The following is a 25,987-nucleotide window of genomic DNA, read 5'->3' as shown; positions in this document are numbered from 1 at the left end:
GTCCATCCCGAGATTTTTTCGAGGGAGGGCGCGCTTATACGTCGTGCCGACGTGCGCTTTGACGTGCAAATGATCTGGTCGCGATGGCGATCTATCATCTTCATGTCAAGGTCATTGGCCGCAAGGCCGGCTCAAGTGCTGTCGCGTCGGCCGCCTACCGCTCAGCCTCGCGGTTGCGCGACGAGCGGATCGAACGCAGCCATGACTTCTCGGCCAAGCGCGGCGTCGTCCATTCCGAAGTGCTGCTGCCGGAGAATGCGCCGGGGGCCTGGAGCGACCGCGAACGGCTGTGGAACGATGTCGAGGCCTTCGAGATGCGCAAGGACGCGCAACTGGCCCGGGAAGTGGAGTTTGCCCTTCCGCGCGAGCTGAGCCAGGCGCACGGCATCGAGCTGGCGCGCGACTTCGTTCAAGCCGAGTTTGTCAGCCAGGGCATGGTCGCCGATATCAATGTGCATTGGGACAGGGCGGAGGATGGAAGCCCTAAACCTCATGCTCACGTCATGCTCACCATGCGGTCAGTGGATGAGGATGGCTTTGGTGCAAAGGTCCGCGACTGGAACCGCACCGAACTGGTCGAGCGCTGGCGCGAGCGATGGGCGGAACTTGCCAATGAACGCCTTGCCGAACTCGACATCGACGCCCGCATCGATCATCGCAGTCTGGAAGCGCAGGGCATTGCCCTGGAGCCGCAGACGCAGATCGGTGCTCCGGCACAACGCATTGAGGGTGATGGCCTTGACGCTGCCGGCATTGAAGCCGATCGCGCCGAACTGCACCGCGAGATCGCGCGCAACAATGGCGCGCGCATTATCGCCGATCAATCCGTGGCGCTCGATGCCATCACGCATCAGCAATCGACCTTTACCCGCAAGGACATCGCGAAGTTTGCGCATCGCCACAGCGACGGTATCGAGCAGTTCAATAAGGTCATTGGCGCGATCGGCAAGGCGCCGGATCTTGTCGAACTGGGCAAGGACAGACGCGGAGAAGACCGGTTCACCACCCGGCAGATGATCGAGACCGAACAGCGCCTGCACCACGCGGCAGAACGCATGGCTAGACAGGAGCGCCATGCGGTGAGTGAACAGGATCGGGATGCTGCGCTGGCGCGTGCAACACAACGCGGGCTTGTCCTTTCTGGCGAGCAGACCGACGCACTGGATCACATCACCGACGGACGCGGTCTTGGCGTCGTGGTTGGTTTTGCCGGTACGGGTAAGAGCGCGATGCTTGGTGTTGCGCGCCAGGCATGGGCTGCCGCGGGCTTTGAGGTTCGAGGCGCGGCACTCTCCGGCATCGCGGCCGAGAATCTCGAAAGCGGATCGGGGATTTCGTCGCGCACCATCGCCAGCCTGGAACATGGCTGGGGACAGGGCCGCGATCTGCTCACCGAGCGCGATGTCCTGGTGATCGACGAGGCCGGCATGGTCGGCACGCGCCAGTTGGAGCGCGTGCTCTCCCATGCGGCGGACGTTGGCGCGAAGGTCGTGCTGGTTGGCGATCCGCAGCAGTTACAGGCGATCGAGGCAGGTGCCGCATTCCGTTCGATCCACGAGCGCCATGGCGGCGTCGAGATCGGCCAGGTGCGGCGGCAGCGCGAAGACTGGCAGCGCGACGCAACGCGCGACCTAGCGACCGGCAGGATCGACGCTGCGATCAGCGCCTACGACGACAGAGGCATGGTGCACCAGGCTACGACGCGCGACGAGGCGCGCGGCGATCTGGTCCAGCGCTGGGATCGCGACAGGCAGGCAGAGCCAGAGGCAAGCCGGATCATTCTCACCCACACAAACGACGAGGTGCGGGCGCTGAACAAGGCTGCGCGCGAGCGCATGCGCGCTGCCGGCGATCTCGGCGACGAGGTTCAGGTGGATGTGGAGCGCGGGGCAAGGAGCTTCGCCTGCGGAGATCGCGTCATGTTCCTGCGCAATGAGCGTGGGCTCTGCGTCAAGAATGGCACGCTTGGTGTGATCGAAGAGGTCAGCACACAGGGCATGACCGTGCGCACCGACGACGGCAGGTCGGTGCGATTCGACCTGAAAGACTACGCACACATTGATCACGGCTATGCCGCGACCATCCACAAAGCGCAGGGCATGACGGTTGACCGGACCCATGTCTTGGCGACGCCGGGGATGGATGCGCACGGCAGCTACGTTGCCCTGTCGCGGCATCGAGACGGGATGGACCTGCATTACGGCGGCGACGACTTCGCGACACGGGACCGGCTTGTCCGTACGCTGTCACGTGACCGCGCCAAGGACATGGCGTCGGACTACGAACAGATCGACCCGGCGCAGAGCTATGCCGAGCGGCGCGGCATCACCTTTCGCAAGCGTGTCGCAGAGATCGTGCGCAAGGTCGTGCCTGAAAGGCTACGCAACATGTTCGACGGCCGGCGCCCTTCGGCAGATGGCGCGCCCGACTTCGACGCCATGCGCAGGCCGGCAAGAGAGGAAGTGCGCCTCGAACCCGCCGCGCCCGCCAGAGAGATCGCCGAGGACGGGCAGGCGGCGTTGCGGAGAGCCCGAACCGATGCGCTCGTGCGTCATGCCCGCGCCATGGAAGCGATATTCAGCGACGAGGACGAGGGAAACAAGGCCAACCCGATGCGGTTGCGCGAACTGGCTGACGCCCGAAAAGCCTTCGATGAGGTGCGGCCCCATGGCTGGCGCGATGCCGAGGCGGCTTATGTCAAGAGCCCGGAACTTGTCGCCGAGGCCGCCGGCGGACGGATCAACCGCGCCATCCGCGCCCTCCAGCTTGAAACCGAAATCCGCACCGGACTGGACAACGATCCGGGCCGCCGCGCAGACCATTTCGTGGAGCGTTGGCACAAACTCGACCGGACCAGCCAGCACCAGTATCAGGCGGGTGACATGTCCGGCTACAAGACCACGCGATCGGCGATGGGTGACATGGCCAAAAGCCTCGAGCGCGATCCGCAGCTTGAATCCATCCTCGCCAACCGCAAGCACGACCTTGGCATCAGCGTCGATTCTGGTCGGCGCCTTGGTGCGGAACTCGCATTCACCCACGGCATCGACCTCGGGCGGGGCCGGGGCATAGGACTCTAGACCCATCCTATTTGCCGCTGTCTCTACGCCGGGGTGCGACGAGGCGGAAAACCCTCTTGTGCGCCCGTAGTGTCTGTCCTCTCTGGATCAGGAGCAGTCAAAGACAACCAGCAGAGGCAGTGCGTCCATGCGCGAACCAGACCGTATCATCCGCCTGAAAACCGTCGTCTCCCGGACAGGTCTGTCCCGGTCCACCATCTATCGCAAGATCGCCGACGGCACCTTCCCACACCAGATCCAGATCAGTATCCACGGTGCAGGCTGGCATGAATCCGACATCAGTCGCTGGATCACCAATCCCGTTTCGTGGCGTCCGCAAGACGAGGACGACAAGTTTTGATGAGGGTGATGCACACTGCGCGGAAAGCTGGCCTTCATCGAGATGCAGCGGTCACGGCGGCAGGGTTACTGCCATGTCCGTCAGGAGCGCCGCCGAGGCGAGCGAAAACGGCAAACCAGAAACGATGGTCGGCCTCGCGCCCATCAAGATGGCTTGCTCAAGCAGGGCAACTTTGGAGCGAAGAGGCCGTGACGGGCTGCCTCCGATCCGGCTTCCTTCGAAGCAGGCTGCATCCTCACCGCCTATAAGGTCCGTCGGCTAACGATTGCCCGATCGATCGCGATCATCGCCGGATCGATATTTATGCTGGCGGCCGAGGTCATCCAGCACCGAGCGGATATGAGGCCAAGGGAAATCGGCGGGACGTTCCCAATGCTCACCGTCATGCAAGATAACGAGCAGCTTGGCTAAAATGCCCTCGATGGAGGTAGCGGCTGTCTGCGGTAGATTATCCAGAAGTTCGCGTTCGGCTATTTCGGATTGCCGTATCAGTTCGTCTGCTCTCGAATAGCCGATCTCAGCATCGGCGGCATCCCAACGCGCCTGGTGTGCCGCGAAGTCGGCAACCGCCCTGTTCCATTCGACTTCAATTTCGGGAGAGTACGCATCGTTCAGGCCTTCCATGGAATGGAGCGCTAATTCCGTACCATCGGCAAGCCGTACCTTGGCGCAAGGAAAGCCGACCGTCCTAGCGAGGTGTGTCTCCAACCTTTGCTGTTCGCGGCACAGCGCCAGTGTCTCGTTGTGGATCTTTTGCCAGTTCCCACACAGACGAAGAGCAGGATCAGCCGCGCTGCTGCCGTCCGTCAGTTCGGCGGCCCAAGACTTTCCATGGAAGGGCCATGCCACGGCGGCCGTGGCCGTGCCCGCCAGCAAGCGCCGCCGGGTGACGAAAGACAAACTCATGCTATTGTCGGAATCATCCATGATCCGAGCTCCATAACAGCTAGGGTTGTGGTTAGGTTGGGCAGGTGTGACCGCACCTGTCCAACCGCTCAAGATGCTTGTCGGCATCAACGGTAGTATCAGTGTTACTATCTATGGCCAGCAAATGCAACAACTTAGTAACAGGGTTACTACGGATGGCAATAACTTCGGCCCAGTGTCGGATGGCGCGGGCAGCTCTCCATCTAGGCATTCGGGAGCTTGCTGCCCTCGCCAAGGTCTCTCCCAACACTATCGCGCGATTGGAGCGCGGCGAGGCTTTGTTCGACAACACACTGCTGGCGGTACAAGGTGCCCTGGAGAACGCTGGCATCGAATTCATTCCAGAGAATGGTGGTGGGCCCGGCGTGCGCTTAGCCAAGCGAAATTAGAGGTGCCGTCACGCAGCGCCCATCGAACTGAACGGAAACATCTCAGCGCCACCGCTGATAATTCCGGTTCGCCCGATGCGATCAGCGATCGATATTGCTGAACAGCTTAGCGTTCCGTTTTGCTCGCGAGCTTATCGCCTTCGGCCGGCGTTGCCGAGGCTCAGTCTTAGAGCTTTGATCAGTTCCCGCCCCGCAAAAACGCAGCCCAATCGCTCATCATGGCTCGGCGCTTCTCAATCATGGTTTCGCGCCGGTATGCGGCCTCAACGTCGCTGTTGATGGCGTGAGCGAGCGCAAATTCCCGCATGTCTCGGGGATAGTCGGACAACTCCCCTGCCCAATCAGAAAACGTTGACCGCAGCCCATGGGGCACGGCTGGACGCTTCGAGTTCTTGTCGAGCCAGCCCGTGCGGCCCGCCTCGATCTCGCTTTCGTGCATCCGCCTCATCGTAGCGCTCAACGTCATGTCGGATAGCATGCCGCCCCGGATCGCCGGAAACACATATTCTGTGTCGGCGGCCGCGGCCTCTTTCATCGCAGTTAAGATTGTCATTGCCGCACCGGATAGCGCCACAACGTGCGGCCGCCTCATTTTCATTCGCGATGCCGGCACCGTCCACAATTTGGCGTGCCAATCGATTTCAAGCCATTCCATGCCGCGCACTTCGCCTGATCGCGCAGCGGTCAATGTCGCGAATTCCAATGCTCGTGCACCCGTGCCTTCGCGTTTGCGCAATGCTGCGAACCACGTGGGCGCGTCTTTCAACTGAACGGCGGGCTGATTATCGACTGTCGCAACCTTGCTTGGCTTGGACAACATGGCATTGAGATTGCCCTTCCACTCTGCCGGATTGTCGCCCTCGCGGTGTCCGTGTGCCTTTGCCCAATCAAGCACGCGTTCGCAACGTTGCCGCAAACGCGTGGCCGTCTCCGTCTTGGTCGTCCAGATCGGCTTAAGGATTTCGACCATGTGATGTTTGGTGACTTCGGAAACGGCAAGATTGCCGATGACGGGCATTGCATACGTGTCCAGCGTGGATTGCCATTGCTTCCGATGCTTTTCGTTCCTGAATTCCGCCAGCGTGTCGGCAAGGAATTTGTCAACGGCATCGCGGAATGTGAGATGGCGCTTTGCGGCCTCGATCGCGGCTTTGCGACGCTCGCGCTTCTCTTGAAGCGGATCGATGCCGTTGCGGATTTTGTCTTTGGTCGCCCTCGCCCGCTCGCGGGCTTCGCCCAATGATACGTCATGCCCGCCAAGACCCATTTCGCAACGCCGGCCATTGACGTTTGTTGTGCGCAATAACCATGACCGGCCGCTGCCAGGCGTGATTTGGAGCATGAGCCCGGCAACACCGCCAACAGCAAATACAGCGTTGCCCGGTGCGGTCGATCCGGGGTGTTTCAAGTTCTTGACGGCTAGTGCTGAAAGTTCCTTCGCGATCTTCGGCATTTCTCTATCCCATCATCTTACCCGCCAAAAACAATGGCATTAGATGATGCCGATTGCAACGGTACGAGACAGCCATTTTAGATTAAAGCATTGATATTGCCTCATGATTTCGATTGGTTGAGACGACATGAGACAGCAATATGGCTGTCTCCCTCTCCGCCACCAATCACCAATCGCATTGAGGATCGCGCACTTCGCGAGTGCTGATGACGCGATAAATTCGGCCAGTTGCCTGGTTCCGTCATCCGGTTAGTCAATGGCATCCTGTTGTTTCAATAGATCTGTACGCCAAGCCGCTCGTTCTTCCTCCATCGCACCACGGCACGATATTCGACACCATCCGCAGGGACGTGAAGGACGAACCGCTCGGGAACAACCACGCCCGGCTCCACCCGTAGCTCCGCACCATGAGCGTGCTGATTTCTGACGGAGCAAGCGATCGTCAGATCCTGGGTGATAATGGTTCCATCCTTGAGAACGGCCGCCCGGGCAAGTGAGCGTCGTTCAATTGGTGGATCATCGGGGTTGCCGCCCATCTTATCATTCGTCCCGAAAATCTTGCGGCGAAACGCATAAACCGCCCACGACAGTCGCGATTCAATTAGCATGCGCTAAAATAGTTCCGAAACTTTTATTGCGACGCAAGGTCGAGCGGTTGCGACGAAGGTATTAGGTCCAGCCCCGGCAACTGCACGCCGGCGACCCTCCTCGAAAAAGCAACGCAGGCTGAGGATACGGTCTTGCTCGGCATCGAAATGCTGCCGCCTGATAGGCAAAAAGAGCCCGCCCGGAATGGGGGACCAAAGGGCGGGCCAAGAGGTGGCTAGGGATCATCCCAGCTTCCGCTTTCTAACTAAAGTTCCAACACAAAATCCCGCCCCTCATTCACGGCAGCGGCGGGTTGATCTAGCCTTTTGGGCGCAACGTGCTGCAGGCGAATTGAGGGCAAACGCCCGCCTGGCCGTCGATGGCAGCATGTCGATACAGATGTGACGATTGCCGCAGGATCTGGTTAGGGCTTTCGGACCGATCCATCGGACTGGTGCCCCGCAATCGCCTTGACAAAAATCGCCCCGAACTCCTTGAGCTTCGCCCCTCCCACGCCGTTCACCTCGGCAAAGGCGTCGAGGTCGCGCGGGCGGCGTTCGGCCATGTCGATCAGCGTGCGGTCGGAGAACACCACATAGGCCGGCACCTGGCGTTCCTTGGCCAGGCGCAGCCGCAAGGATTTGAGTGTGGCCAGCAGCGAGGCGTCGACGCCTTCGGCGTTGGCACCCTCCGCCGCCCGCATCTTGCGCAAGGCCCGGGTGCGCATCTCGACACGGTAGTGGAACGGCAGCTCGCCCCGGCCAAGCGCATGGCCTTTCTCGGCGATGGCGAGGCCGCCATGGCCGCTCGGATCCGGCTCGAGGAAGCCGCCGGCGACGAGCTGCCGGATCAGCGATGTCAGGAGATCCTTCTTGTGCGCCGCGCCGCTGCCGAAGCTGGCGAGCTTCTGGTGATTGCGGGCAAGGATCTTCTCGGTCTCATGGCCGAGCAGGATGTCGATGACATGGGCCGCGCCGAAGCGCTCGCCGCTCTGCGCGACCGCGGCCAGGATGATGCGCGCTTCCGCACCGCCATCCGCGCGCGGCACCTGGTCCAGGCAATTGTCGCAATTGCCGCAAGGCCCGGCGTCCTCGCCGAAATAGCCAAGCAGCACCTGGCGGCGGCACTGCGCCGTCTCGCAATAGCCGATCAGCGTGTCGAGCCGGCGATGCGCGCGTTTCTTGTGCTCGACCGATGCATCCTCGTCGTCGATGAACAACCGGCGCATGCGGATGTCGCCAAGGCCGTAGAGCATATGCGCTTCGGCCTTGCGCCCGTCACGGCCGGCGCGGCCGATCTCCTGGTAATAGGCTTCCAGGCTGCCCGGCATGTCGGTGTGGAAGACATAGGCGACGTCGGGCTTGTCGATGCCCATGCCGAAGGCAATGGTCGCCACCATGACGACGCCGGACAGTGTCATGAAGGCGTTTTGATTGGCCTCACGCGCATCCTTGCTCATGCCGGCGTGATAGGCGAGCGCGGTGACGCCGTTCTTCTCGAGGAAGGCGGCCATCTCCTCCGTCTTCTTGCGCGACAGACAGTAGACGATGCCGCTCTTGCCTGGGTGACGCTCGATGAAACGCAGCAATTGCCGCTTGCTGTCCTGCTTGGATTCGATGGCGAGCTTGATGTTGGGCCGGTCAAAACCCAGCACCAGGGTTTCGACCCGCTCGGCGAACAGCCGCGCCTCGATATCGCTGCGCGTGTTCTCATCCGCCGTCGCCGTCACCGCGATGATCGGCACGTTGGGAAAGATGTGCCGCAGCCGCGACAGGTCCTCATATTCAGGCCGGAACGCCGGCCCCCATTGCGAGATGCAATGCGCCTCGTCGATGGCGATCAGGCTGATGTCGAGCCTGGAGAGCGCCTCGAGCATGCGCTCGGTCATCAGCCGTTCCGGCGCCAGATAGAGCAGCCGCGTCTGGCCTGATGCCACGCGCCGCCAGGCGGCGACATTGGCCTCGCGGTCGAGCGAGGAATTGATCGTATCGGCGCCAACACCCGCCAGCCGTAAGGCCGCGACCTGATCCTGCATCAGCGCCACCAGCGGCGAAACGACGAGGGTAAGCCCGCCCATGACCAACGCCGGAACCTGGTAGCAGAGCGATTTGCCTGCACCCGTCGGCATGACGGCCAGCACATGGCGCCCGCCGAGCAGCGCGTCCATGACATCGGCCTGGCCGGGGCGGAAATCGTCGAAGCCGAACACATCCTTCAGGACGCGCCGCTTGGGATCCTCGGCCCGAACACTCGCTCCCTGTGCCGACATCAGGCGGACACCGGACGGGAAGCGATTTTTCGGGGATGGGAGAGGATGTGGGAATCGATCAAGATGCTCTCCGCGTGACGCCTTGGAGTAGCGCAGCCGCCCTCGGAACACAACCGGAACAGTCATCCCATGCTGACGGCGGACTGATTGGCTGTGGCTGGCGAAGACACACCTTCCCCAGCGACACCTGCACCCCAGCTGGATTCCTTCACGCGCCAGGATGTAAGCTTGGCCCGACAAGCCAGGGAGGGCACGATGCTGCAGGTGAGACAGGATGTCCTCGGCGAGCGGTTCCAGCTGCAGCGCGCCGCCTTCGAGAAGCAGCCCTTTCCCGATCTAGGCGTTCGGAAAGACCGCCTGAAGCGCCTGCTGGCGCTGACCGAGCGGCATGAGACGGATATCTGCGCCGCGATCGACGCCGACTTTGGCGGCCGCTCGGCGCATGAGACGCGCCTTGCGGAACTGTTTGTCGTGCGCGCCGGCATCCGCCACACGCTGTCTCATCTGAAAGGCTGGATGCGCGAGCGTCGTGTCGCCACCACCTTGCCGTTCCTGCCGGGCCGCAACCGCCTCCTGCCGCAGCCGCTGGGTGTCGTCGGCATCGTCTCGCCATGGAATTACCCGTTCCAGCTTGCCGTCGCGCCGGTCACGGCAGCGCTCGCCGCCGGCAACCGCGTTCTGGTCAAGCCGTCCGAACTGACGCCGGCCTTCTCGGCGCTGCTCGCCAGGCTGGCCGGCCAGCACTTCGCCCCGGATGAGTTGAGCGTCATCACCGGCGATGCCGAGATGGGCAAGGCGTTCGTGTCGATGCCTTTCGATCATCTGCTCTTCACCGGCTCGACCGCGGTCGGCCGCCAGGTCGCGGTCGCCGCGGCCGCCAACCTGACCCCGGTCACGCTTGAACTCGGCGGCAAGTCGCCGGCGATCTTCGACCCCTCCTGCGATCTCGATGCGGCAACGGCCAGCATCGCCTACGGTAAGCTGCTCAATGCCGGGCAGACCTGCATCGCGCCGGACTATCTGCTGGTGCCCAAGGGACAGGCCGGCACGGTTGCAGCCAAACTCGCTGCCGCGGTCGCGCGCCTCTACCCAACGCTGCGCGACAACCCGGACTACACCGCCATCATCAGCGACCGGCATTTTCAGCGCCTGCGTGCCATGATCGCGGACGCCCGCGATGCCGGTGCCAACGTCGTCGAAATCAACCCGGCCGGCGAAGACCTCGGCGCCGTGAGCCGCAAGCTTTTGCCGACCCTGGTCAGCAATGCCGGCCCGGATTTGAGGCTGATGCGCGAAGAGATTTTCGGTCCGGTGCTGCCGATCATCGAATACGCCACCATCGACGAGGCGATCAGCCATGTGAACCAGGCCGACAGGCCGCTGGCGCTCTACTGGTTCGGCAATGACAGCGGCAACCGCCAGCGCATCCTGCGCGAGACCGTCGCCGGCGGCGTCACCATCAACGACTGCATGCTGCATTTGGTGCAGGAGAACCAGCCTTTCGGCGGGGTCGGCGCCAGCGGCATGGGCGCCTATCACGGGCAATGGGGGTTCCGCACCTTCAGCAAGGAGAAGCCGGTTTTCCTGCAGTCGCGCCTAAGCGCCGGCGCCCTGCTGCGCCCGCCCTACGGCAAGACGTTCGAGCGGCTTTTCGGCCTGCTTCAACGGATCACCTGATCGAGCGCCGTGACCTGCGGGCATTAAGTTAATATTCACCATGATGCGGCAGGGTTACCATCCTGCGGTAATGTTTCGAGTACCGCGGCGCGACAAGCGCCCAGGCAACAGACCCGCGCCTTCTTTAGGGGCGCGGGTTTTCTCATTTTCCGAAGTGGTCGTGAAGTCGGCGGCGGCCTCCACTCAGGCGAGGAAATCGGCGCGGTGCGGCGTAAAGCTGTCGACCAGCCGTCCCGCTTCCAGCGCCTTGACGCCATGCACCAGACCGGATGGCACGATGAAGCTGCCGCCGGCTTCGAGAATTTCCGTCCGCCCGTCGACGGTCACCTCGAAACGGCCCTCGGCGACATAGCTTGACTGGACATGCGGGTGCGAATGCAGGGCGCCGACGCCGCCCTTGTCGAAGCCGAATTCGACCAGCATCAGCTCATCGGTGGAGAGGAGGACGCGCCGCCTGTTGCCATCGGGCGTCGGCGTCCAGGCCCCCTCCCCGGCATGCGCGAAGATCTTCGTCATCGTCCTCTGCTCATCGCGCCAGCCAGCCGCCGTCCACCTGCACCGCCGCGCCATGCATGTAGTCGGAAGCCCGGGCCAGCAGGAAGACGGCGGCATCGCCAATATCGGATGGCTCGCCCCAGCGCCCCGCCGGAATGCGCCCGAGAATAGCGGCGCTGCGGTCGGGGTCGGCGCGCAGCGCCTGCGTGTTGTTGGTCTCGACATAGCCCGGCGCGATGGCGTTGACGTTGATGCCCTTGGCCGCCCATTCGCAGGCGAGCAGCCGGGTGATGCCGAGCACGCCGCGCTTCGAGGCGGTGTAGGAGGCGACGCGGATGCCGCCCTGGAAACTCAGCACCGAGGCGATGTTGACGATCTTGCCCCGGCGACCTTCGGCAAGGGCGCGCCTGGCGAAGGACTGACAGAGCAGAAACACCGTTTTCAAATTGACGTCCATGACGTCGTCCCAGTCGGTCTCGGTCAGATCGGCGGCATCGGCGCGCCGGATGATGCCGGCATTGTTGACCAGCCCGTCGAGCGGCCCGCTTTCGTCCCAGACCCGATCGAGCATCGGCCTGGCGGCCGCCGTGTCGGCAAGGTCGGCGCCCACCGCCTCGAACCTGGCACCGATGGCCGCGACCTTGCTCGCCGTATCGTCCATCGACGAGCGGCCGACGCCAACCACCGTACCGCCGGCGCGCGCGAGCGAGAGGACAATGCCTTGGCCGATGCCGGTGTTGGCGCCGGTGACCAGAATGCGCTTGCCGGCCAGGCTGAAAGCGGAGAGATCGGGATTTTGGTCCGCCGCCGTCAAAGCCGGTACGCCTTTTTCGCCAGCGTATAGGCCAATTCCCGTGCCAGCTCATGCGCCTCGTCCTCGCGGAGCCGATGCTCGGCGACGAGGCGCGCCAGGAAGGCGCAGTCGACTCGCCGCGCCACGTCGTGGCGGGCCGGGATCGAGGGAAACGCACGGGTGTCGTCGTTGAAGCCGACAGTGTTGTAGAAGCCGGCCGTCTCCGTCGTCATCTCGCGAAACCGGCGCATGCCCTCCGGACTGTCATGGAACCACCAGGCGGGGCCAAGCCTCAGCGCCGGGTAAACACCGGCCAGCGGCGCCAGCTCGCGCGCGTAGCTGCTTTCGTCGAGCGTGAAGAGGATCACCGTCAGGTCACGCTCCAGCCCGACACAGTCGAGCAGCGGCTTCAGCGCCGTCACATAGTCGGTCCGCATCGGGATATCGAAGCCCTTGTCGCGGCCAAACCTCTGGACGACGGAAGGCGAATGATTGCGCCAGGAGCCGGGATGGATCTGCAACACCAGCCCGTCATCCCGGCTCATCTTGGCCATCTCGGTCAGCATCTGGGCGCGGAACAGTTTGCGCTCGCGCTCATCCTCCGAGCCGCGGCGGATGCGGTTGAACAGCTCCTGCGCCGCAGCGTCGGAGAGATTGGCGGTCTCCGCCGTCGGATGGCCATGGTCGGACGAGGCCGCGCCAAAACTCTTGAAGAAGGCGCGCCGCTGGCGATGCGCGTCGAGATAACCGGCCCAGCTGCCGGTGTCGCAGCCGGTGATCTCACCAAGCCGGTCGAGATTGGCCGAAAAACCTTCGAAATCGGGATCGACGACCGCGTCCGGCCGATAGGCGGTGACGACACGGCCCTCCCAGCCGCTGTCGCGGATCATCTTGTGCCATTTGAGATCGTCGAGCGCGCCTTCGGTCGTGGCGATGACCTCGATGTTGAAGCGCTCGAACAAGGCGCGCGGGCGGAAATTCTCCCACTGCAGCACGGTCGCGATCGTGTCGTAATGGCTGTCGGCCGTCGTTGCATCCAGCGGCGCTTCAATGCCGAACAGATGCGCCAGCACATGGTCGAACCACAGCCGGGTCGGGGTGCCGCGAAACAGGTAGTAGTGCTCGGCAAAGCGTCGCCAGATCGTCCTGCCGTCGGTCTCCATCGGCGCGCCATCCAGGCTCGCCACGCCGAGATCCTCCAGCCGCACGCCCTGGCTGAACAGCATGCGGAAGATGTAGTGGTCGGGCACGATGAGCAGTTGCGCCGGATCCGGGAACGGCTCGTTCAGCGCATACCAGCGCGGATCGGTGTGGCCGTGCGGGCTGACGATGGGCAGGTCCTTGATGCCGGCGTAGAGGTCGCGGGCAAGCGAGCGCGAATGCGCTTCGGGCGGAAACAGCAGGTCCGGATCGGTCAGCGCGACCATGGGGAAAGCGGCTCCTCCAGTCTGGGTAGCGGTACGTTCGGGCCAAAGCGATGTCAATGTGCGTTGGCAAAGCGGCATCCTTGCGGCAGGCGCAAACAGGTGTTACCCCGCCTGTCATCCACAGCCCCCAGCCCCGGTATGCTGATGACCAGAAGCCATCTGTCCGACGCCACGGTACACAAGCTGCCCGCAGGCGCCAAAATCCCTGCATATGACCGCGGCCGCATTGCTCCGGGCATCGTGCATCTCGGCGTCGGCGCCTTCCACCGCGCCCATCAGGCCGCCTATGTCGACGAGTGCTTGGCTGCGGGCGAAACGGAGTGGGGCATAACAGGCGTCTCCTTGCGCAGCCCCGATACGCGCGATGCGCTGTCGCCGCAGGACGGGCTCTACACGCTGGCGATCCGCAGCGGTGGCGAGGAGGAGTTGCGCGTCATCGGCTCGATCCAGTCGATGCTGGTGGCGCCGGAAAACCCCAGAGCGGTGCTGGCCGCGCTGATCGATCCGCGCACCCGCATCGTCACGCTGACCATCACCGAAAAGGCCTATCTCAGGGCCGCGGGCGGCGGATTGGACACCGCCCATCCCGACATCATCCACGATCTGGCCAATCCGCAGATGCCGAGGACGGCGCATGGTTTCCTCGCCGAGGCGCTTGCCCGCAGACTGGCCGCCGGCACACCGCCCTTCACAGTGCTGTGCTGCGACAACCTGCCGGCCAACGGCGCCACGCTGCATCGGCTGCTGACCGAATTCGCCACGTTGCGCGATGCCAGGCTCGCCACGGCGGACGGTACCGGAATCGCCGACCACATCGCAAACCAGGTCGCCTTTCCGTCGAGCATGGTCGATCGCATCGTGCCGGCAACCACGGATGCCGACCGGGCACGCATCGCTGGCGAACTCGGTGTCGACGATGCCTGGCCCGTGATGACCGAGCCCTTCAGCCAATGGGTGGTCGAGGACAATTTTTCCGCCGGCCGGCCGGACTGGGAAAAGTTCGGCGTCACCATGGTTGGCGATGTCGGCCCCTTCGAGGACATGAAGCTCAGGCTGCTCAACGGCGCGCATTCAGGCATCGCCTATCTCGGCCTGCTCAGCGGCCACGCCACCGTCGACCGCGCTTTTGCCGATCCGGCGATCCGGCAGTTTGTTAACGGGCTGTGGGCCGAGGCCATCCCGACATTGCCGGAAGATGCCGGACTCGATACGGCGACCTACATAGCCGAGCTTGCCGAGCGTTTCTCCAACACCGCGCTCGCCCACCGCACCGCGCAGATCGCCAATGACGGCAGCCAGAAACTGCCGCAGCGCATCATCGCGTCCGCCATCGAGTGCCTCGAAGCCGGCACCGAATTCGTGCATCTCACCCTGGTGGTGGCGGCCTGGATCGCCGCCTGCGCCGCGCGCGGAAAAGCCTTGCCCGAAAACCATTTCACCGATCCGCTCGATGCCGCGCTGACGGCACTTTTGGACCAGCAATTGCCGGCGAACGAAACCGTGACGGCCGTGTTCGACCTGGCCGGCTTTGCCGGAGACCACGCCGAACGCCAGACGCTGATCGAACTCACGGCGGTGCATCTGGTCCACCTGCGACGCGATGGTCCGACATTGGCTTTCGCCGCGCTCGGCATAGGGGACAACTGACCATGACCCGAACCCGGCGGCGAGCCGGCTCCAAGGCGTTTTTGCTCTATTTGCCGACCGAACCATCCAACGTCTGCCGGGAAGAATAATTCGTGCCTTGCGAATTCCAGAACAGCCGGGCGGCCTTACCGACCAGATTTTCGTAGGGAACGAAGCCGACCGTGAGCCGGCTGTCGGAAGCATTGTCCCTGTTGTCGCCCAGCACGAAATAGCGGCCTTCGGGCACCTGGAACACGCGCGTGTTGTCACCAATCGAGTTGTCCGTGAGGTCGAGAACGAGATGGCTGACGCCGCCCGGCAGCGTCTCCCGTTGCAGCTTGGCTGGTCTCCCGTCGTACGAGAACGTGCCGGCGACCTCGAGGCCGACGGCCACATCGTTGATGTGAAGAACGCCACCGACCATCTGAATCCTGTCGCCGGGAAGTCCGACAATCCTCTGGATGTAGTCCACACTGGGGTCGGGCGGGAATTTGAACACCACGACATCCCCTCGCTTCGGCTCCGCGCCGTATTTACGTCCCTCTATCGGCAGCAGATCGAACGGCATGCTGTAGCGGCTGTAGCCGTAGGCGAATTTGGAAACGAAGAGATGGTCGCCTTCCTGCAATGTCGGCACCATGCTGCCGGACGGAATCGAAAACGGCTGGAACAGAAACGTACGGATCACCAGTGCGGGCACGGGTGAGGAGAGAACGACGAGCACCAGTACCCAAAACCCGTGCGCGTACCATTTGTTTGGCTTGAACCGGGACGCGAAAGGCACGACGAACGCCACCCACAGAACCATCAAGCCGATACTTGAAAGGTTGGCCAGCCACGCAAGATCGACGCCCGGCACCACCGGCAATCCAATGTAGATAATCGCGAAACTGAGGATGCTGACTGCCACAAGGCTGGCCACCGCCAACCTGCCGGCGCCAATCCACAGAAACCCGCCGAATGGCCCCCCAAAAGCCGAAATCAGGGCCGTGGACCACCGGGATCGCGAAGCTATTTTTCGCTGGTCTGCGTCCTGCGTCATCGGCGATCCCCCATGCCATGGGCAATTCCAGGAAAAAGTGTACTGTTTTCCGTTCGGAATAGCGTTAAATCAAAGAGATAGCCGGACTGTCCAACAAACAAAAAAGCGAGGCAAGGCCCCGCTTTCAATCTGTCGTCCAAGACGGATCGCTCCGTCGCCTGAGGCTAGCCTCAGGCCGGAAGAATCGCGCCTTCCAGCGTGGTGAGTTGGCTGAGGAATTGCTCGGCCTTGCTGCGCGCCTGGTCGTCCTTGGCGTCGGCGGCATCTTCCTTGGCTTCCTGGATGCGGCGGGCGAGATCGGCCCGGTCGACATCCTTCACCGCGACAGCCGATTCCGCCAGCAGCGTGCAGCCGGCCGGGACGATGTCGGCGAAACCGCCGAACACGACATAGCGTTCCTCGCCGCCCGAGGCGGTCTTCACCGTGACGACACCCGGCTTGATCGTGGTCATGACCGGTGCGTGATGCGCCATCACGGTCATCTCGCCTTCGGCGCCGGGGATGACGACGGATTCGACCTCAGCGGAAACCAGCAGGCGCTCCGGCGAGACCAGTTCGAATTTGAAAGCTTCAGCCATGTCGATTTAGCGAGTAGGGAATAGTGAGTAGGACATAGGGAAAGAGGGCACCGCCCCGATCACCCAGCTGCTATTCACTACTGACTACTGACTACTCCCTATTCCCTTGATTAAGCCGCTTCGGCCGCCAGGCGCTGTGCCTTCTCGACCGCTTCCTCGATGCCGCCGACCATGTAGAAGGCAGCTTCCGGCAGATGATCGTAGTCGCCGTTGCAGAGGCCCTTGAAGCCCTTGATGGTGTCGGCGAGGTCGACGAGCTTGCCCGGCGCGCCGGTGAACACTTCGGCGACGAAGAAAGGCTGCGACAGGAAGCGCTCGATCTTGCGGGCGCGGGCAACCGTCTGCTTGTCCTCTTCCGACAGCTCGTCCATGCCCAGGATGGCGATGATATCCTGCAGCGACTTGTAGCGCTGGAGGATCGACTGCACCTGGCGGGCAACCGCATAGTGCTCTTCGCCGACAACCATCGGGTCGAGCATGCGCGAGGTCGAATCCAGCGGATCGACCGCCGGATAGATGCCCTTTTCGGCGATGGCGCGGTTCAGCGTCGTCGTCGCGTCAAGGTGGGCGAACGAGGTCGCCGGCGCCGGATCGGTCAAGTCGTCGGCGGGCACGTAGATGGCCTGCACCGAAGTGATCGAGCCCTTGGTGGTGGTGGTGATGCGTTCCTGCAGCGCGCCCATGTCGGTGGCGAGCGTCGGCTGGTAGCCCACGGCCGACGGGATACGGCCGAGCAGAGCCGACACTTCCGAACCCGCCTGCGTGAAGCGGAAGATGTTGTCGACGAAGAACAGCACGTCCTGGCCCTGGTCGCGGAAATATTCAGCAACCGTCAGGCCGGTCAGGCCGACGCGGGCGCGCGCGCCCGGCGGCTCGTTCATCTGGCCGTACACGAGAGCCGCCTTGGAGCCTTCGCCGCCGCCCTTCTTGTTGACGCCGGATTCGATGAACTCGTGATAGAGATCGTTGCCCTCGCGGGTGCGCTCGCCGACGCCGGCGAACACCGAATAGCCGCCATGCGCCTTGGCGATGTTGTTGATCAGCTCCTGGATCAGCACGGTCTTGCCGACGCCGGCGCCGCCGAACAGGCCGATCTTGCCGCCCTTGGCGTAGGGCGCCAAAAGGTCGAGCACCTTGATGCCGGTGATCAGGATCTGCGCTTCGGTCGACTGCTCGACATAGGCCGGGGCCGGCTGATGGATGGAACGCAGCTCGGTGGCATCGACCGGGCCCTCTTCGTCGACCGGCTCGCCGATGACGTTGATGATGCGGCCGAGCATGCCCGGGCCGACCGGCACCGCGATCGGGCCGCCAGTGTCACGCACTTCCTGGCCGCGCACCAGACCTTCGGTGGAGTCCATGGCGATGCAGCGCACGGTGTTTTCACCCAGATGCTGGGCAACTTCGAGCACCAGGCGATTGCCGACATTGGTCGTCTCGAGCGCGTTCAGGATCGCCGGAAGATGATCGCCGAACTGCACGTCGACGACGGCGCCGATGACCTGGCGGACCTTGCCGACAACGCCGGTCGCCTTGGCGGCCACGGCCGAAGTCTTGGCCGCCGCGGCCTTGGCCGGCGCTGCCGCCGTCTTTGCCGGAGCTGCCTTCGCGGCTGCTGCCGGGGCCTTGGCCGCCTTTGCTGGGGCTGCGGCCTTGGGGGCCGCCGTCTTGGGGGTCGCTGCTTTCGCCATCGTCTTTACCCTTTTCGTCCTTTGTTTCTCACGCGGTCCTCTCGCGGGCCAATGGCCCGCGAACCGCGCCTAGAGCGCTTCGGCGCCCGAAATGATTTCGATCAGTTCCTTGGTGATCTGCGCCTGCCGCTGGCGGTTGTAGGTGATCGACAGTTTGTTGATCATCTCGCCGGCGTTGCGCGTCGCATTGTCCATGGCGCTCATCTTGGCGCCCATTTCGCCGGCCGCGTTTTCGAGCAGCGCCCGGAAAACCTGCACGGAAATGTTGCGCGGGATGAGGTCGGAGAGGATTTCGCCCGGCTCCGGCTCGTATTCGTAGACGGCATTGCCGCCATCCACCGCCGCGGCGGGCGCCGAAGCGACTCCGGCGGGAATGATCTGCTGCGCCGTCGGAACCTGGCTGATCACCGACTTGAACTGCGAATAGAACAGCGTGCAGATGTCGAAGGCGCCCTCGTTGAAGAGGTGGATGACCTTCTTGGCGATCGCGTCGGCATTGACGAAGCCGAGCGTCTTGACCTCACGCAGGTCGACACGGTCGAGGATCATCGAGGCATAGTCACGGCGCAGGATATCAAAACCCTTCTTGCCGACGCAGATGATCTTGACCTGTTTGCCGTCGGCCAGAAGCCGCCGGATATGATCGCGGGCAAGACGGGCGATCTGCGAATTGAAGCCGCCGCACAGGCCGCGCTCGGCGGTGCAGACGACGAGCAGATGCACATTGTCCTTGCCGGTGCCGGTCATCAGCGCCGGGGCATCGCCGCCGCCGCCGATTGCCTGGGTGATGTTGGCCAGCACGGAACCCATGCGCTCCGAATAGGGGCGCGCCGCTTCCGCTGCCTCTTGCGCACGGCGCAGCTTCGCCGCGGCGACCATCTGCATCGCCTTGGTGATCTTCTGCGTCGCCTTGACCGAGGCGATACGGTTACGAAGGTCTTTTAATGAAGGCATGCTTCAAACCTGATCCCGTCTTGTCGCTTCGCTCAGGCGAAGGTCTTGGCGAAAGCGTCGATCTCTGCCTTAAGCTTGGCGCGCAGATCGTCCGACAGCGCCTTTTCCTTGCGGATGGCGTCGAGAACATCCTTGCCCGCGGCACGCATGTGGCTGAGCAGGCCATGCTCGAACTTGCCGACCTGGTTGACCGGCAGCTTGTCGAGATAGCCGTTAACGCCGGCGAAGATCACCGCGACCTGCTCTTCCGTCTTCAGCGGCGAGAACTGCGGCTGCTTCAGGAGTTCGGTCAGGCGCGATCCGCGGTTGAGCAGGCGCTGCGTGGCGGCGTCGAGATCCGAGCCGAACTGCGCGAAGGCCGCCATTTCGCGGTACTGCGCGAGCTCGCCCTTGATCGAGCCGGCAACCTGCTTCATCGCCTTGATCTGCGCCGAGGAACCGACGCGCGACACCGACAGACCGACATTGACGGCCGGACGGATGCCCTGGAAGAACAGGTTGGTTTCGAGGAAGATCTGGCCGTCGGTGATCGAGATCACGTTGGTCGGGATGTAGGCCGACACGTCGTTGGCCTGGGTTTCGATGACCGGCAGCGCCGTCAGCGAGCCATTGCCCAGATCGTCATTGAGCTTGGCGGCGCGCTCGAGCAGGCGCGAGTGCAGATAGAAGACGTCGCCCGGATAGGCTTCGCGGCCCGGCGGGCGGCGCAGAAGCAGCGACATCTGGCGGTAGGCGACGGCCTGCTTCGACAGATCGTCATAGCTGATCAGCGCATGCATGCCGTTGTCGCGGAAATACTCGCCCATGGTGCAGCCGGCGAACGGCGCCAGGAACTGCATCGGCGCCGGATCGGAAGCGGTGGCGGCGACGATGATCGAATATTCGAGCGCGCCGCGCTCTTCCAGCACCTTGACGAACTGCGCGACGGTCGAGCGCTTCTGGCCGACGGCGACGTAGACGCAGTAGAGCTTTTCCTTCTCGGGGCCGTTGTCGTGCACCGACTTCTGGTTGAGCATCGTGTCGAGGATGATGGCGGTCTTGCCGGTCTGACGGTCGCCGATGACCAGCTCGCGCTGGCCGCGGCCGACCGGGATCAGCGCGTCGATGGCCTTGAGACCCGTCGACATCGGCTCATGCACCGACTTGCGCGGGATGATGCCGGGCGCCTTGACGTCGACGCGCTTGCGTTCGATCGCCTTGATCGGGCCCTTGCCGTCGATCGGGTTGCCGAGCGCGTCGACGACGCGGCCGAGCAGGCCAGGACCGACCGGAACGTCGACGATGGCGCCGGTGCGCTTGACGGTGTCGCCTTCCTTGATGTCACGGTCGGCGCCGAAGATGACGACGCCGACATTGTCGGCTTCGAGGTTGAGCGCCATGCCGCGGATGCCGCCGGGGAATTCGACCATTTCGCCGGCCTGGACATTGTCGAGACCGTAGACGCGGGCGATACCGTCACCGACGGACAGCACCTGTCCAACTTCGGAGACCTCGGCCTCCTTGCCGAAATTCTTGATCTGGTCTTTCAGAATTGCGGAAATTTCCGCGGCGCGGATGTCCATCAGCCGACCTCTTTCAGTGCAAGCTTGAGCGAATTGAGTTTGGTTTTGAGCGACGTATCGATCTGGCGCGAGCCCATCTTGACCACCAGCCCGCCGAGCAGCGACGGATCGACGATGACGGAGATGGCCACGTCCTTGCCGGCAACGCTTTTCAGCGCCGCCTTGAGTTCGGTCTGCTGGGCAGCCGTCAGCTCGTGAGCCGACGTCACTTCAGCAGCGGTCTCGCCACGGTGTTCGGCGGCGATCTGGCGGAACGCCTTGATCATGCCGGGCACGGCGAACAGCCGGCGATTGCGGGCGACAACGCGCAGGAAATTGCCGGTGAGGCCGGTGATCCCCGCTTTGTCGGCGATCGCCGCGATGGCCTTGGCCTGCTCCTCGCTGGAGAACACGGGGCTGTTGATGAGCCGGGTCAGGTCTGAACTGCCCGCGAGCATCGCCTCGAAACTGTTGAGGTCCGACTCGACCTTGGCCACGGAATTTGCCTGCAGGGCGAGTTCGAACAGCGAACCCGCATAGCGTTCTGCGACACCTGAGATTGGCGATGACGATTGAGCCACGGACCGTCTTTTCTCTTGTCTGACAGGCCGCAGATTGTTGGCGCGAGCAAAAACTCTGGCTAAATCTTTGACCTTACTGCATTTTTTCAAGCACGGAGGCGCGGCTTCCGCTATCCCCGGCCGAAAGTCGATTGCCGTCTAGCACAGGCATTTTAAGACCGCAATGCGTCGTTCCGCATGCTTTTCAGGCACTATTGTCGCATCCGGCGAAAGACTTGCGCCATATGCGCCGGAATACCCTTGGATTCAGGGCACAAAGCCGAAGGCAAAGGCAAGCGGCAACGCCGCCAGGACCAATTCCACCACAATGGAAACCCAATTGAAAGGTGTGTTGGCGCCATCCGACATCATCGACAGCAGCCGGCCGAAGGCCGTGAACAGCCAGGAGAAGCCGAGCGCCATGTAAACCAATGGCTGCGCCAGCAGAATGCAGCACAGGCCGACGCCGAGATAAAAGCCCGACATCCTGCCGCGCCCCTCGGCGATCGCCGCCGCTTTCTCTGGCTTCGCCTGCAGGCGCAGGATGCGAAAGGCCAGCCCAGGCGCCAGGAAAAACAGAAGCCCGAGCAGCACGGTGAAGACGGCGCTCGACCAGGCCAGCCATTCGCCCTGGCTCGACGGCCATGGCAGCGCAAAATCCATACTGTCCCCTCGAAATGCCGGTTTTGAAATTCCGGGCATTCTAGCCGAGGAAAAGCGCCGCGCCAGATGGCATCAGGTACTTTCAAAGCAATGCCAGGAAAAGTGTGAAACGATTTTCCCGGGAAAAACACGTAGCGTTTTCCCCAGGGAATTGCGTCAGAAAGAAGAGCGCGCATCAACCGAGCGCGAATTCCACCGCCGCCTCGGCGTGGATGCGTGTCGTGTCGAACACCGGAATATCGAAATCATCTTGTCCGATCAGCATGGTGATCTCGGTGCAGCCCATGATGATGCTGTCGACGGACTCTTCACGGCGTAGCCGTTCGGCCTCTTCTATGTAAGCCGCCTTCGAAGTGTCGCTGACGATGCCCTGGCAGAGCTCGTCATAGATGACGCGATGCACCATGTCGCGCCCTGCTGCATTGGGTACGACAGGCGACAGGCCGTATTTGTCGGTGAGCCGGCCCTTGTAGAAATCCTGCTCCATGGTGAACCGCGTCGCCAGCAACGCCGGGCGCTGCACGCCGGCGCCCTTGATCGCCGCCGCCGTGGCATCGGCAATGTGGATCAGCGGGATCGACACCGACGCCTGCACCTGGTCAGCCAGTCGGTGCATTGTGTTGGTGCACAGAACCAGACCCTCCGCGCCACCCGCCTTCAGCTTGCGCGCGGCATCGATCAGAAGCACGCCGGCGCCGTCCCAATCGCCGTGATGCTGCCGCTCGGCGATCTCGGCGAAGTCGAAAGACCACAAAAGCAGTTTCGCCGAATGCAATCCGCCAAGGCGCTCGCGCACGATCTCGTTGAGCAGGCGATAGTAGATGGCGGTCGATTCCCAGCTCATGCCGCCGAGCAGACCAAGGGTTTTCATGTGATCTTCCATTTCTCGCTGATCAGCAGCCTATCGCCGATATGGCGACCTTACAAAAAGCTCTGCGGATCGATGTCGACCTGCACCCGGACCGAACCGCGCTGCTTCGGCCCATTGGCCAGCATGGTGCGGATAAACCCTTGCATGTCGGCGCGCCGTTCGCCCTGGATCAGCAGGCGGAAGCGGTGGCGGCCGCCGAGCAGGGACAGCGGCGCCTCGGCGGGCCCCAGCACGAACAGGTCTGACGCTTCGGGAGCCGCGCGGCGCAGGCCGCGTGCATGGCCTTCTGCTTCCGCGCGCGCCACCGCGCTGACGATGACACCAGCCAGACGGCCGAACGGCGGCAGTGCCGCCCGCTCCCGCTCGGCGATCTCGCGCTCGTAAAAAGCCTCGGCATCGCCCGAGACGATTGCCCGCATGACCGGATGGTCGGGCTGGAAAGTCTGCAGCAGACCGAGGCTCTTCTTGCCGGTGCGGCCGGCCCGGCCGGTCACCTGGCTGAGCAGCTGGAAGGTGCGTTCGGCGGCGCGCGGATCGCCATTGGCGAGGCCGAGATCGGCATCGACGACGCCAACCAGCGTCATGTTGGGAAAATTGTGGCCCTTGGCGACGAGCTGCGTGCCGATGACGATATCGGCCTCGCCATCGGCGATCGCCTCCAGTTCCAGCCGCAGCCGCCGCACCCCCCCCATCAGGTCGGATGACAGGACGATGGTGCGCGCATCGGGAAAATGCGTGACGACCTCCTCGGCGATGCGCTCGACGCCCGGGCCGCAGGCGACCAGATGGTCAAGCGTGCCGCATTCCGGGCAGGCTTCGGGGCGGCGCTCATTGTGCCCGCAATGATGGCAGACCAGCTGGCCGCGAAAGCGATGCTCGACCAGCCAGGCCGAACAGACCGGGCAGCCGAAACGGTGGCCGCAGACGCGGCACAGCGTCAGCGGCGCATAACCGCGCCGGTTGAGGAACAAGAGCGACTGTTCCTCCTTCTCCAGCGTCTTGCGCATATGGTCGATCAGCACCGGCGACAGGAAGCCGCCACGCGCCGGCGGCGCGCGCCGCATGTCGATCGACTTCAGCTGCGGCAGCGCTGCCTCGGCGAAGCGGGCGGAGAGGATGGCTCTGTTGTACTTGCCCTGGCTCGCATTGACGCGGCTCTCGACCGATGGCGTCGCCGACGCCAAGACCACCGGGAAGCGGCCAATGTGGCCGCGCACCACCGCCATGTCGCGCGCATTGTAGAAGACACGGTCTTCCTGCTTGTAGGCAGGGTCATGCTCCTCATCGACGACGATCAGGCCAAGCTCCTTGAACGGCAGGAACAGGGCCGAGCGCGCGCCGGCAACGACGCGCACCGTGCCCTCAGCCACTTGCCGCCAGACTTTTTCGCGCATCCTGGGCGGCAGGTCGGAGTGCCATTCGCCCGGCTTGGCGCCGAAGCGCTGCTGGAAGCGTTCGAGGAAAGCGTGGGTCAGCGCGATTTCCGGCAAAAGGATCAGCACCTGCTTGCCCTGGTCGAGCGCAGCCGCCACAGCCTCGAAATAGACCTCCGTCTTGCCAGACCCGGTGACGCCGTCGAGCAGCGCGACATTGAAGGCGCCGGCCGCGACATTGGTGCGCAGCATCGTTGCCGCGTCGCTCTGGTCCGGCATCAATTCGGGCACGGCGTAGCTCGGGTCGGGCGCGGCCACCACCGGGCGCGGCGGGATCATCACCGTCTCGAACACGCCTTGCGCTTTCAGTCCTTCAATCACCGTCGACGACACGCCGGCCGCATGGGCGAGGCCCGATCGTGTCCAGGCCAACCCGCCCTCGGCCGTCTCCAGCACGCGGGCCCGCGCATCCGTCATCCGGTCGGGAACGATAAGCGTGCGCTGCAGCCCCTCGATCCAGGGTTCCGGGTCGAAGGCCTCCGGTGCTCTGAGCAGCATGCGCGCCACCATGCCGGGCGCCGACAGCGTGTATTGCGCCACCCAGTCGACGAAACGGCGCATGGCGCGGTCGATCGGCGGGCAGTCGAAGACCTGTTCGATCGGGCGCAGCTTCTTCGCATCGACAGTCTCGACCACGCCGTCCCAGACGACGCCGGCGACCTGACGCGGCCCGAGCGGCACGCGCACGATCGAGCCCGGCACGACGCGCATGCCGGCCGGCACGGCATAGGTGTAGGGGCGTTCGGCAGGCATCGGCACCAGCACCGGAGCGGCTGCGACAAAGGGCGAATCTTCGATCATGAGGCGTGACCTTGCCCCGACTTTGGTCTAGATCAAAGAGCAACGCTGAACGTGCCTTCCCAGGCACGACGAAATCGTCAGGAGACCGCCATGAAATTTTTTGTCGACACCGCCGATATCAAGGATATCCGTGAACTCAACGATCTGGGGCTGCTCGATGGCGTCACCACCAATCCGTCGCTGATTCTCAAATCGGGCGGCAAGATCGCCGACGTCACCAAGCAGATCTGCGATATCGTCGAGGGTCCGGTTTCGGCCGAAGTGGTGGCGACCGAGTACAAGGACATGATGGCGGAGGCCGAAGTGCTGGCCAAGATCGCGCCCAATGTCTGCATCAAGGTGCCGCTGACGTTGGACGGCCTGAAAGCCTGCAAGACGATCCGCACCCAGATGAACCGCATGGTCAACGTCACGCTGTGCTTCTCGGCCAATCAGGCGCTGCTCGCCGCCAAGGCCGGCGCCTCGTTCATCTCGCCCTTTGTCGGCCGTATCGACGACACCGGCTCGGACGGCATGGAGCTGATCCAGGAGATCCGGCAGATCTACGACAATTACGATTTTCAGACCGAGATCTTGACCGCTTCGGTGCGCACGGTGAATCACGTCAAGCAGGCGGCCCTGATCGGCGCCGACGTCATCACCGCGCCGCCGGCGACGCTGAAGGCGCTGGTCAACCATCCGCTGACCGACAAGGGCCTCGCCGCCTTCCTCGCCGACTGGGCCAAGACCGGCCAGAAGATCGGCTGAGATCGTACTATTTCAATGAGAAAGGCCGGGCGACCGGCCTTT

At 63.4% G+C, this 25,987-nt stretch carries 22 protein-coding genes; 6 read left to right on the top strand and 16 right to left on the bottom strand.

The window, feature by feature from the left end; translation table 11 throughout:
* Positions 1-83 precede the first annotated feature (83 nt).
* Positions 84-3,080 carry a Ti-type conjugative transfer relaxase TraA gene (gene traA, locus ACWGS8_RS00765; protein WP_454579157.1) on the top strand — a complete coding sequence of 999 codons (2,997 nt, stop codon included), beginning with the start codon at positions 84-86 and terminating at the stop codon, positions 3,078-3,080.
* 127 nt (positions 3,081-3,207) lie between these two features.
* Positions 3,208-3,420: a helix-turn-helix transcriptional regulator gene (locus tag ACWGS8_RS00760; protein WP_454579156.1), complete on the top strand. Its 213-nt coding sequence runs from the start codon at positions 3,208-3,210 to the stop codon at positions 3,418-3,420.
* A 258-nt stretch (positions 3,421-3,678) separates the two neighbouring features.
* Here the strand turns inward: ACWGS8_RS00760 and ACWGS8_RS00755 are convergent, their stop codons facing one another.
* Positions 3,679-4,347 (bottom strand): hypothetical protein, encoded by a 669-nt coding sequence (locus tag ACWGS8_RS00755; protein WP_454579155.1) that lies wholly within the window; start codon positions 4,345-4,347, stop codon positions 3,679-3,681.
* 182 nt (positions 4,348-4,529) lie between these two features.
* Between ACWGS8_RS00755 and ACWGS8_RS00750 the strand changes: the two genes are divergently transcribed.
* On the top strand, positions 4,530-4,736 hold the full coding sequence (locus ACWGS8_RS00750; protein WP_454579154.1) for a helix-turn-helix domain-containing protein: 207 nt from the start codon (positions 4,530-4,532) through the stop codon (positions 4,734-4,736).
* A 178-nt stretch (positions 4,737-4,914) separates the two neighbouring features.
* Here the strand turns inward: ACWGS8_RS00750 and ACWGS8_RS00745 are convergent, their stop codons facing one another.
* From ACWGS8_RS00745 to recQ, 3 genes are all read right to left on the bottom strand, one after another.
* Positions 4,915-6,189: a tyrosine-type recombinase/integrase gene (locus ACWGS8_RS00745; protein ID WP_454579153.1), complete on the bottom strand. Its 1,275-nt coding sequence runs from the start codon at positions 6,187-6,189 to the stop codon at positions 4,915-4,917.
* Positions 6,190-6,461: 272 nt separating this feature from the next.
* Positions 6,462-6,725, bottom strand: a complete 264-nt coding sequence (locus ACWGS8_RS00740) for a PilZ domain-containing protein (protein ID WP_454580102.1) — start codon at positions 6,723-6,725, stop codon at positions 6,462-6,464.
* A gap of 476 nt (positions 6,726-7,201) precedes the next feature.
* On the bottom strand, positions 7,202-9,046 hold the full coding sequence (gene recQ, locus ACWGS8_RS00735) for a DNA helicase RecQ (protein ID WP_454579152.1): 1,845 nt from the start codon (positions 9,044-9,046) through the stop codon (positions 7,202-7,204).
* A 255-nt stretch (positions 9,047-9,301) separates the two neighbouring features.
* Here recQ and ACWGS8_RS00730 point away from each other — a divergent pair, with 255 nt between their 5' ends.
* Complete coding sequence (locus tag ACWGS8_RS00730) at positions 9,302-10,723, top strand: coniferyl aldehyde dehydrogenase (protein WP_454579151.1); 1,422 nt, start codon at positions 9,302-9,304, stop codon at positions 10,721-10,723.
* Between the two features lie 183 nt (positions 10,724-10,906).
* Here the strand turns inward: ACWGS8_RS00730 and ACWGS8_RS00725 are convergent, their stop codons facing one another.
* The 3 genes from ACWGS8_RS00725 to uxaC are packed head-to-tail and all read right to left on the bottom strand — an operon-like array spanning position 10,907 to position 13,438.
* Positions 10,907-11,239 (bottom strand): cupin domain-containing protein, encoded by a 333-nt coding sequence (locus tag ACWGS8_RS00725; protein ID WP_454579150.1) that lies wholly within the window; start codon positions 11,237-11,239, stop codon positions 10,907-10,909.
* Positions 11,240-11,249: 10 nt separating this feature from the next.
* Entirely contained in the window at positions 11,250-12,032 is a 783-nt protein-coding gene (kduD, locus tag ACWGS8_RS00720; RefSeq protein ID WP_454579149.1) for a 2-dehydro-3-deoxy-D-gluconate 5-dehydrogenase KduD, read from the bottom strand.
* Positions 12,029-13,438 carry a glucuronate isomerase gene (gene uxaC, locus ACWGS8_RS00715; protein ID WP_454579148.1) on the bottom strand — a complete coding sequence of 470 codons (1,410 nt, stop codon included), beginning with the start codon at positions 13,436-13,438 and terminating at the stop codon, positions 12,029-12,031. The genes kduD and uxaC overlap by 4 nt, the downstream gene beginning before the upstream one ends.
* Positions 13,439-13,576: 138 nt before the next feature.
* Between uxaC and ACWGS8_RS00710 the strand changes: the two genes are divergently transcribed.
* Entirely contained in the window at positions 13,577-15,085 is a 1,509-nt protein-coding gene (locus ACWGS8_RS00710; RefSeq protein WP_454579147.1) for a mannitol dehydrogenase family protein, read from the top strand.
* A gap of 46 nt (positions 15,086-15,131) precedes the next feature.
* Here ACWGS8_RS00710 and lepB read toward each other — a convergent pair whose 3' ends face one another.
* From lepB to ACWGS8_RS00665, 9 genes are all read right to left on the bottom strand, one after another.
* Positions 15,132-15,872 carry a signal peptidase I gene (gene lepB, locus ACWGS8_RS00705; protein ID WP_454580101.1) on the bottom strand — a complete coding sequence of 247 codons (741 nt, stop codon included), beginning with the start codon at positions 15,870-15,872 and terminating at the stop codon, positions 15,132-15,134.
* Between the two features lie 404 nt (positions 15,873-16,276).
* The gene (locus ACWGS8_RS00700; RefSeq protein WP_095775824.1) at positions 16,277-16,684 is read right to left on the bottom strand and encodes a F0F1 ATP synthase subunit epsilon; all 408 of its coding nucleotides are present in this window, start codon (positions 16,682-16,684) and stop codon (positions 16,277-16,279) included.
* Between the two features lie 110 nt (positions 16,685-16,794).
* Complete coding sequence (gene atpD / locus ACWGS8_RS00695) at positions 16,795-18,375, bottom strand: F0F1 ATP synthase subunit beta (protein WP_454579146.1); 1,581 nt, start codon at positions 18,373-18,375, stop codon at positions 16,795-16,797.
* Positions 18,376-18,444: 69 nt separating this feature from the next.
* Positions 18,445-19,329, bottom strand: coding sequence for a F0F1 ATP synthase subunit gamma (locus tag ACWGS8_RS00690; RefSeq protein ID WP_010912153.1), 885 nt, complete (start codon positions 19,327-19,329; stop codon positions 18,445-18,447).
* Between the two features lie 32 nt (positions 19,330-19,361).
* Positions 19,362-20,891 (bottom strand): F0F1 ATP synthase subunit alpha, encoded by a 1,530-nt coding sequence (gene atpA / locus ACWGS8_RS00685; RefSeq protein WP_095775827.1) that lies wholly within the window; start codon positions 20,889-20,891, stop codon positions 19,362-19,364.
* Complete coding sequence (locus ACWGS8_RS00680) at positions 20,891-21,451, bottom strand: F0F1 ATP synthase subunit delta (protein ID WP_454579145.1); 561 nt, start codon at positions 21,449-21,451, stop codon at positions 20,891-20,893. Before ACWGS8_RS00680 ends, atpA begins: the two co-directional genes overlap by 1 nt.
* A 246-nt stretch (positions 21,452-21,697) precedes the next feature.
* A complete protein-coding gene (locus ACWGS8_RS00675) occupies positions 21,698-22,093 on the bottom strand; it encodes an AGROH133_08824 family phage infection protein (RefSeq protein WP_454579144.1) in 396 nt (131 codons plus the stop codon).
* Between the two features lie 175 nt (positions 22,094-22,268).
* On the bottom strand, positions 22,269-22,964 hold the full coding sequence (locus ACWGS8_RS00670; RefSeq protein WP_454579143.1) for an aspartate/glutamate racemase family protein: 696 nt from the start codon (positions 22,962-22,964) through the stop codon (positions 22,269-22,271).
* A gap of 50 nt (positions 22,965-23,014) precedes the next feature.
* Positions 23,015-25,198 (bottom strand): primosomal protein N', encoded by a 2,184-nt coding sequence (locus tag ACWGS8_RS00665; protein ID WP_454579142.1) that lies wholly within the window; start codon positions 25,196-25,198, stop codon positions 23,015-23,017.
* Positions 25,199-25,288: 90 nt separating this feature from the next.
* Between ACWGS8_RS00665 and fsa the strand changes: the two genes are divergently transcribed.
* Positions 25,289-25,945: a fructose-6-phosphate aldolase gene (gene fsa, locus ACWGS8_RS00660; protein WP_143975754.1), complete on the top strand. Its 657-nt coding sequence runs from the start codon at positions 25,289-25,291 to the stop codon at positions 25,943-25,945.
* Positions 25,946-25,987 lie beyond the last annotated feature (42 nt).

The organism is Mesorhizobium sp. 43Arga, assembly GCF_053714255.1.
The sequence above is the reverse complement of the archived record's forward strand: the minus strand, read 5'-3'. Positions and strand labels throughout refer to the sequence as shown.